Origin of the sequence: Campylobacter sp. IFREMER_LSEM_CL1085 (assembly GCF_025772235.1) — a bacterium.
Classification (GTDB): domain Bacteria; phylum Campylobacterota; class Campylobacteria; order Campylobacterales; family Campylobacteraceae; genus Campylobacter_D; species Campylobacter_D lari_D.
On the sequence record NZ_JAKMRU010000012.1, the window covers coordinates 43979 to 50369 of the forward strand.

The window sequence follows — 6391 nt, forward strand, 5'->3', positions numbered from 1 at the left end:
GTATTATGATTGAATTTTCTAATGAAGAAAGAGAAAAATTTAAAGATTATTTGATTAATTTTTTTAACAATGCATATGGTGGTAATAAATTCTCTCGAAAAGATGAAGAGGATAATTTTAATTTTTTAAAAAAATATAGCTATTTTGTCAAATTGAGTTATGGAAGAGGAATCGTATCTAAAATTCCTTGGATTATATTTGTAAGAATGGATACGCAAGAGTATAAGGCATCTTATGGTGTTTATGTGTATTGCGGCATAAAGCGAGAAAATGGAGAAATCATAGTTTGTATCGGAGAGAGCGAGGATGTAATAATTAACTATACTGCAAAAAATAAAGTTGACGAATATAATACAAAGTTCAATAATGTGGCTTTTAATTATCTAAATTTAAATAATGATATTGAAGTGATTGTTGATAAAATCATAGAAAATATGCAATGGTTTGCAAAGTTGCCATTAAATGAAATTCAAGATAGAAATGCTTTATCTATAAGCAATAATAAAGAAATAAGAAATAATGAAAATGAAATATCAAATAAAAAAGAAAATCAAAATCCGCCTTTAAATCAAATTCTTTATGGGCCTCCAGGGACAGGAAAAACTTATCAAACGATAGATAAGGCTTTAGAGATTATATCAAAAGAAGAAAAAATACAAATTCCAAGCAAAGATGATAGAAAAAATAGAAAAGAATTATTTGATGAGTATGTAAAAAATGGGCAAATAGTTTTTACCACTTTTCATCAAAGCTATGGATATGAAGAATTTGTAGAAGGTATAAAACCTATAATAAATAACGATGAAAATTCTCAAGAATTAAAATATGAGATAAAAAATGGTGTTTTTAAAGAATTGTGTGATAAATCTTTGAAAAACTATATTTCATCAATACAAAATGAGAATGAAACTGACTTAGATAAATTAATTTTTGAATTTGCTAATTATATTAATCAAAATTTTCTAGACAAAGGAAATGAATTTCCTTTAGAAAATAAAGTTAATGTTAAAAAAATCCTTTTAAATTCCAAAGATGAATATCGTTCTTTTTTGTTGGGTGGCTCAATTAAAAGTCCTCAAAGATTGACTATTGATGTTATAAAAAGAGATTATTTAGATTTTATAAATGGAAGAATTTTATCTTTTAAAGATATTAAGCCAAAATATGACAGCCAAAGTGATTACCATGGTAATGCGACTTATTATTTTATGTTTTATAAAAAATTAAAAGAATTTGAAAGTTTGCAAAATGAAAAATTTAAAATAAAAAAAGATAACTTAAAACCTTATATAATAATCATAGATGAGATTAATCGTGGTAATGTAAGTAAGATTTTTGGTGAGCTTATCACTTTAATAGAACCTAGCAAAAGAATAGATGAAAGCGAGGGATTAAAAGTTACTTTGCCTTATAGCGGTGAAAAATTTGGAGTGCCTAAGAATGTTTATATCATAGGCACTATGAATACAGCTGATAGAAGTATAACTTCACTTGATACAGCTTTGCGAAGACGCTTTGAATTTATCGAGATGATACCTAAACCTAATGTTTTGTCAGATAATTGCGAAGGTGTTAATTTGCAAGAATTATTAAAAGCTATTAATACTCGCATAGAATACTTGCTAGATAGAGAAAAGACTATAGGACATGCATTTTTTATAGGCATTGAGAATTTAGAGAAATTAAAAAATGTTTTTCAAAATAAAATCATCCCGCTACTGCAAGAGTATTTTTATAATGATTATGCTTTGATTGACGCAGTTTTAAATAAAAATGGTATGTTGGAAAATGTTATTGTTGAAAATAAAGATTATTTAAAAAATATGACAGAATTTATAGAAAGTGATAAGGTTATTTATAAGTTTAGTGATAGTCAAAAATGGGATGAAGCTACTTTTAAAAAAATATATGAATAATGAAAACAATTAACACTTTTTCTATCATCGAATATCAAGCTTTTTCTAAAGAAGATTTAAAAGAAATTTTCAAAGAAAAGACTGAAATATTTTATAAAGAGCTAGAAGACTTTGCAAAAAATAATGAAAGTCTTCTAGGCTTTAAAAACAAAAATACCTTAAAAGCTAAAAATTATGTCGGCATTATACAGACTAAAAGCGGTGTTTTGGAGATCTTTCCAAAATGCACAAATTTGGATAGCTATAAAAAAGAAGATAAATCCTCAAATTATGATAAAGAAAAATTAAAAAAATACTACGAATTAGAAAATATCTCTAAAAATGATGATTCTAGTGAAGAAGATCTTAAAAATGATCCTAGAAATCTTTTAATCAACATGCTAAAAACCTTAAAAAATTTCCCCTTTAAAAAGTCTCAAATTTCATCTTTACAAATTGCTAAAATGCCTTTGTTTGAAGTATTTATCGCGATGTTTTTAGATGAATTTGATAGTGTGTATAAAAAAGGTTTGATGAGATCTTATGTAAGTAGCGAAGAAAACAGAACTTTTTTAAAAGGAAAATTACTTTTTAATGAGCATATAAAATCAAATTTAATACACAAAGAAAGATTTTTCACAAGTAGCGATGAATTTGTTTTAGACATAGCGCCAAATCGTTTGATAAAATCAACATTAAATTTTTTAAAATCCAAAACAAGCTTGAATAAATATAAAATCATCAAAGCTATGCAAATGCTTGATGAGGTAGAATTTTCTACAAATTACGAAAAAGATTTTAGTTTTGAAATTTCAAGACATTTTGATTATTATGAAAATATACTTTCTTGGTGTAAGATATTTTTGCAAAATCAAAGCTTTGCTCCATATAAAGGTAAAAACGAAGCCTTTGCTTTACTTTTTCCTATGGAAAAACTTTTTGAAAACTATGTGGCTTATATGTTTAAACTTGCTAATCCTAGTGAAAATATAAAAACCCAAAGTAGTGGAAAGTATTTAATTTCAAAAAATGATGAAAAGTGTTTTATGTTAAAGCCTGATTTATATATAGAAAATAAAATGATCCTAGATACCAAATGGAAAATTCCAGATGATAACGAAGATGAGAAAAAGGACGGTATATCGCAAAGCGATTTATACCAAATGTTTGCTTATGCAAATAAATACGAGATAAAGGAAATTTATCTTATTTACCCTCTATGTGAGAGAACTTTTGACTTAAGAGAGAAATTAAAAACTAAAGATATTAAGTTTTTAGCACAAGGTTTTTTAAAAGCTTGTGATGAGCATGTAAAGCTTAAGGTATTTTTTGCACCTTTACCTTTTTAGGAAGTAATATGAATCACGAATTTTATATGAATTTAGCTATAGATAAAGCTTGGAAATATCAACTTTTAACCTACCCAAACCCAGCCGTAGGCTGTGTGATCTTAGATAAAAATGGCAAAATCTTAAGTATAGAAGCGCATAAAGAAGCAGGCAAGGCTCATGCAGAGCTTGAAGCAGTGAGTAAAGCCTTAAAAGTGCTTAATCCAAATTTAGATTTACCACAAAATGCAAACGATTTGCATGAGTTTATTTGCAAAAATCATCAGGGGTTGTTAAAAGGCACTAGTGCTTATGTGAGTTTAGAACCTTGCAATCATCAGGGCAAAACCCCACCTTGTGCAAAGCTTTTTAGCACACTTGGTTTTAGTGAAGTTTTTATTGCTACTAAGGATGAGCATAAGCTCGCAAGTGGTGGAGCAGAGTTTTTAAAAGATCAAGGCATAAAAGTTCACATGGGAATTTGCGAGCAAAGAGCCAAAGAGCTTTTAAAGCCTTTTTTAAAATGGCAAAAATCAAGTTTTAAATTTTTTAAACTAGCCCTTTCTTTAAATGGCTCTGCTTATGGTAAAATCGTAAGTTCTAAAGCAAGTAGAACCTATGCTCACACATTACGCTCAAAGCTTGATTTGCTTGTAGTGGGCGGAGAAACTATAAGACATGATAGGCCTATTTTAGATGCAAGGTTAGTTCAAGCTAAAGCACCAAATTTATGCATACTAAGCCATCAAAATTTAGAAAGTTTTGATCCAAACATTCCTTTATTTAGCGTGCCCAAAAGAGAAATTTTTACAAGCATTCCTAGTGAAGCAAAGCTCATCATGTATGAGGGCGGGGAGAATTTTTTAAAAGCCTTTAAAGATGAGTTAGATATGCTTTTGATTTTTTCAAGCTCGAATTTAAATACCTTTGAAAATGTTAAGTTAGATTTAAAGCTAAAGCCTTTATACAAAGGCTTTTTAGAAAATGATACTTATGGATTTTATGAGATTATTAAATCTTAGTAGATTTTTTGTGAGCTTACTTGTGTGAAAAATTGCGCTAAAGTGTTAGCAAAAAAGCTAGCACTTTGCTCTTCTAATCGTTTTAAAAACTTATCTATAGCATCTTCTTTTTGCCAGATAGGGTTTTGCACTTTGGCTAGTTTTTCTAACTCTTTTTTGGCTTGCTCGTAATTGCTTATTTTATCAATGAGTTTTAATTTTAAAGCCTCATTTGCTAAAAACACTTTCGCATCAGCCCATGAGCTTGTTTGATTTAAATCTAGCTTGCGATTTTTAGCGACAAATTGCGTGAAAAGTTCATAGCTTTGATTGGCTAAATTTTGCAAAAAGTCTTTTTCATCTTTGCTCCATTTACGCATGAAAGTTCCTGCTTCTTTATAGCTTCCTGCTTTGATGGTTTGCTCATTTATACCAAGTTTTTGTGCAAGCTCACTTACTTCAAAACCTTGCATAATTACCCCAATAGATCCTACAAAGCTAGCAGGATTAGCGATGATCATATCAGCTCCTACTGCGCTTAGGTAGCTTCCACTTGCTATAGTTCCACCTGCATAGACTACCACAGGTTTTTTAGCTTTAAGATCTTGTATAGCTAAAGCTATTTCCATGCTTGGTGCAAAAGCTCCACCAGGACTATCTATAAAAAGCAAAACCCCTTTTATAGCTTTATCATCTTTGACTTTGTAAATTTGTTCTAAAAGATTGCTCGCATCGCTAATTTCACCTTTAAGATTAATTTGAGCTAGGTTTGCATTAGAAAGTTTGGCATTATCCCCGCTTGGAGTAAGGATCAAAAACACGATAAACAAAAACACAAAGGTTTTAAAATAAGTGTTGATATAAGAAATGGTTTTTCCAATTCCTTTAAAAAATGATTTTATAATCTGCATTCTTTTCCTTTTTAAGTTGTTTAATCAAAAATTAAATCCAAAATTTGACACCAAATTAACATTATACTGATTTTTATAAATTTCATTTAATAATTTTATATCAAAAAAGAATGTTTTATTTGGTTTGAAATTTAGTCCAAGGTTAATGTTGAGTAAGTTAGTATCTAAATCATAGTATTGTTTAAATTTTTGATTTTTAAAATCAATAAAATTTGCATTATTGCTTATCTTTTTTCCTGTTAATCTTTTTTCATACAATATAGAACCTGTTATAGTATTTTTATTTTCATCTAAATTTGGTAATACATAAGAAGAAGTAATCCCTAAAACTAAAGATGTGCTGTTGTGTTTTATGCTATCGTAAGATTTTGAAAAAATTCCACTGCTTTCACTAAATGCATTTTGTTGAAAATAATTGTAATTAAAATATACCAAAGGAGTTAAATTTAAATTTTTATTATAACTAAATTCTTTTGCTACACCTAATTGGGTAGAAGTTATCAATCCATTATATGTTCCTTTTAAAGTATCTGAATTTAGTATATATCTTTGCATGTTGCTTGAGTATAATCCTATGCCAATACCGCTTAAAATTTTAAAATTTTCTAAATTCAAAATATAATTGCTTGATAAATTTGCGTTTTTTGTTTTGATATTAGATGTTGAAAAATCAACATTAGAATATGAAGTACTTAAATGCGTTGCGAACATTGAAGAATTAATTTCTTTTCCTACGCTAAGATTGAGTCCATAGGAGCTTCCATGAAAATCATTACCATATATTTTTTTAAAACTAGGTCCCATTTGGAAGATATATGTTTGATTATCATAAAAATTAAAATTGGCTACATCACTTTGATATAATAAATTTGTCGGATAAGTATTACTAGCTAATCTAATATCCTCCATAGGTGTATTTATGAAAGTTGGATTAAGAGTCGAGAGCATGTTATTTTGTCCGAAATTACTGTAGGTGTTTAATAATTGGATTGAATTGGATAAATAATCATTTGATTCCAAGCTTTTTAGACTACTTTGAACGATTTTTTTATCTGCATTATCTAGTAAAATAAAATAATTTTTATAGTTTTCATTTAAGTTATCCATCATTCTAATGCTTCTTAATGCTTGTCCTATGGTGCTATTTTGAGTATTATATGCATTGTTTTTTATAATAGGCTTGACTATTATTTGAGAGTTATCATGTTCAGGTTTTGGTTCAGGTTTTGGTTCAGGTTTTGGTTCAGGTTTTGGTT

General features: G+C 28.3%; 5 protein-coding genes. 3 read left to right on the top strand and 2 right to left on the bottom strand.

Annotation, left to right across the window (positions count from 1 at the left end):
• The first annotated feature begins 5 nt into the window (after positions 1-5).
• Genes L8W56_RS06155 through ribD form a run of 3 tightly spaced genes read left to right on the top strand, consistent with a single transcriptional unit; the run spans position 6 to position 4245 of the window.
• Positions 6-1916 carry an McrB family protein gene (locus tag L8W56_RS06155; protein WP_263659732.1) on the top strand — a complete coding sequence of 637 codons (1911 nt, stop codon included), beginning with the start codon at positions 6-8 and terminating at the stop codon, positions 1914-1916.
• Positions 1916-3244 carry an McrC family protein gene (locus L8W56_RS06160; protein ID WP_263659733.1) on the top strand — a complete coding sequence of 443 codons (1329 nt, stop codon included), beginning with the start codon at positions 1916-1918 and terminating at the stop codon, positions 3242-3244. The genes L8W56_RS06155 and L8W56_RS06160 overlap by 1 nt, the downstream gene beginning before the upstream one ends.
• A gap of 8 nt (positions 3245-3252) precedes the next feature.
• Positions 3253-4245 carry a bifunctional diaminohydroxyphosphoribosylaminopyrimidine deaminase/5-amino-6-(5-phosphoribosylamino)uracil reductase RibD gene (gene ribD / locus L8W56_RS06165; RefSeq protein WP_263659734.1) on the top strand — a complete coding sequence of 331 codons (993 nt, stop codon included), beginning with the start codon at positions 3253-3255 and terminating at the stop codon, positions 4243-4245.
• Here ribD and sppA read toward each other — a convergent pair.
• Complete coding sequence (sppA, locus tag L8W56_RS06170; RefSeq protein WP_263659735.1) at positions 4242-5135, bottom strand: signal peptide peptidase SppA; 894 nt, start codon at positions 5133-5135, stop codon at positions 4242-4244. The two genes, ribD and sppA, sit on opposite strands and share 4 nt — an antisense overlap.
• A 24-nt stretch (positions 5136-5159) precedes the next feature.
• The coding region (locus tag L8W56_RS06175; RefSeq protein ID WP_263659736.1) for an autotransporter outer membrane beta-barrel domain-containing protein at positions 5160-6391 on the bottom strand (1232 nt) is incomplete at its 5' end.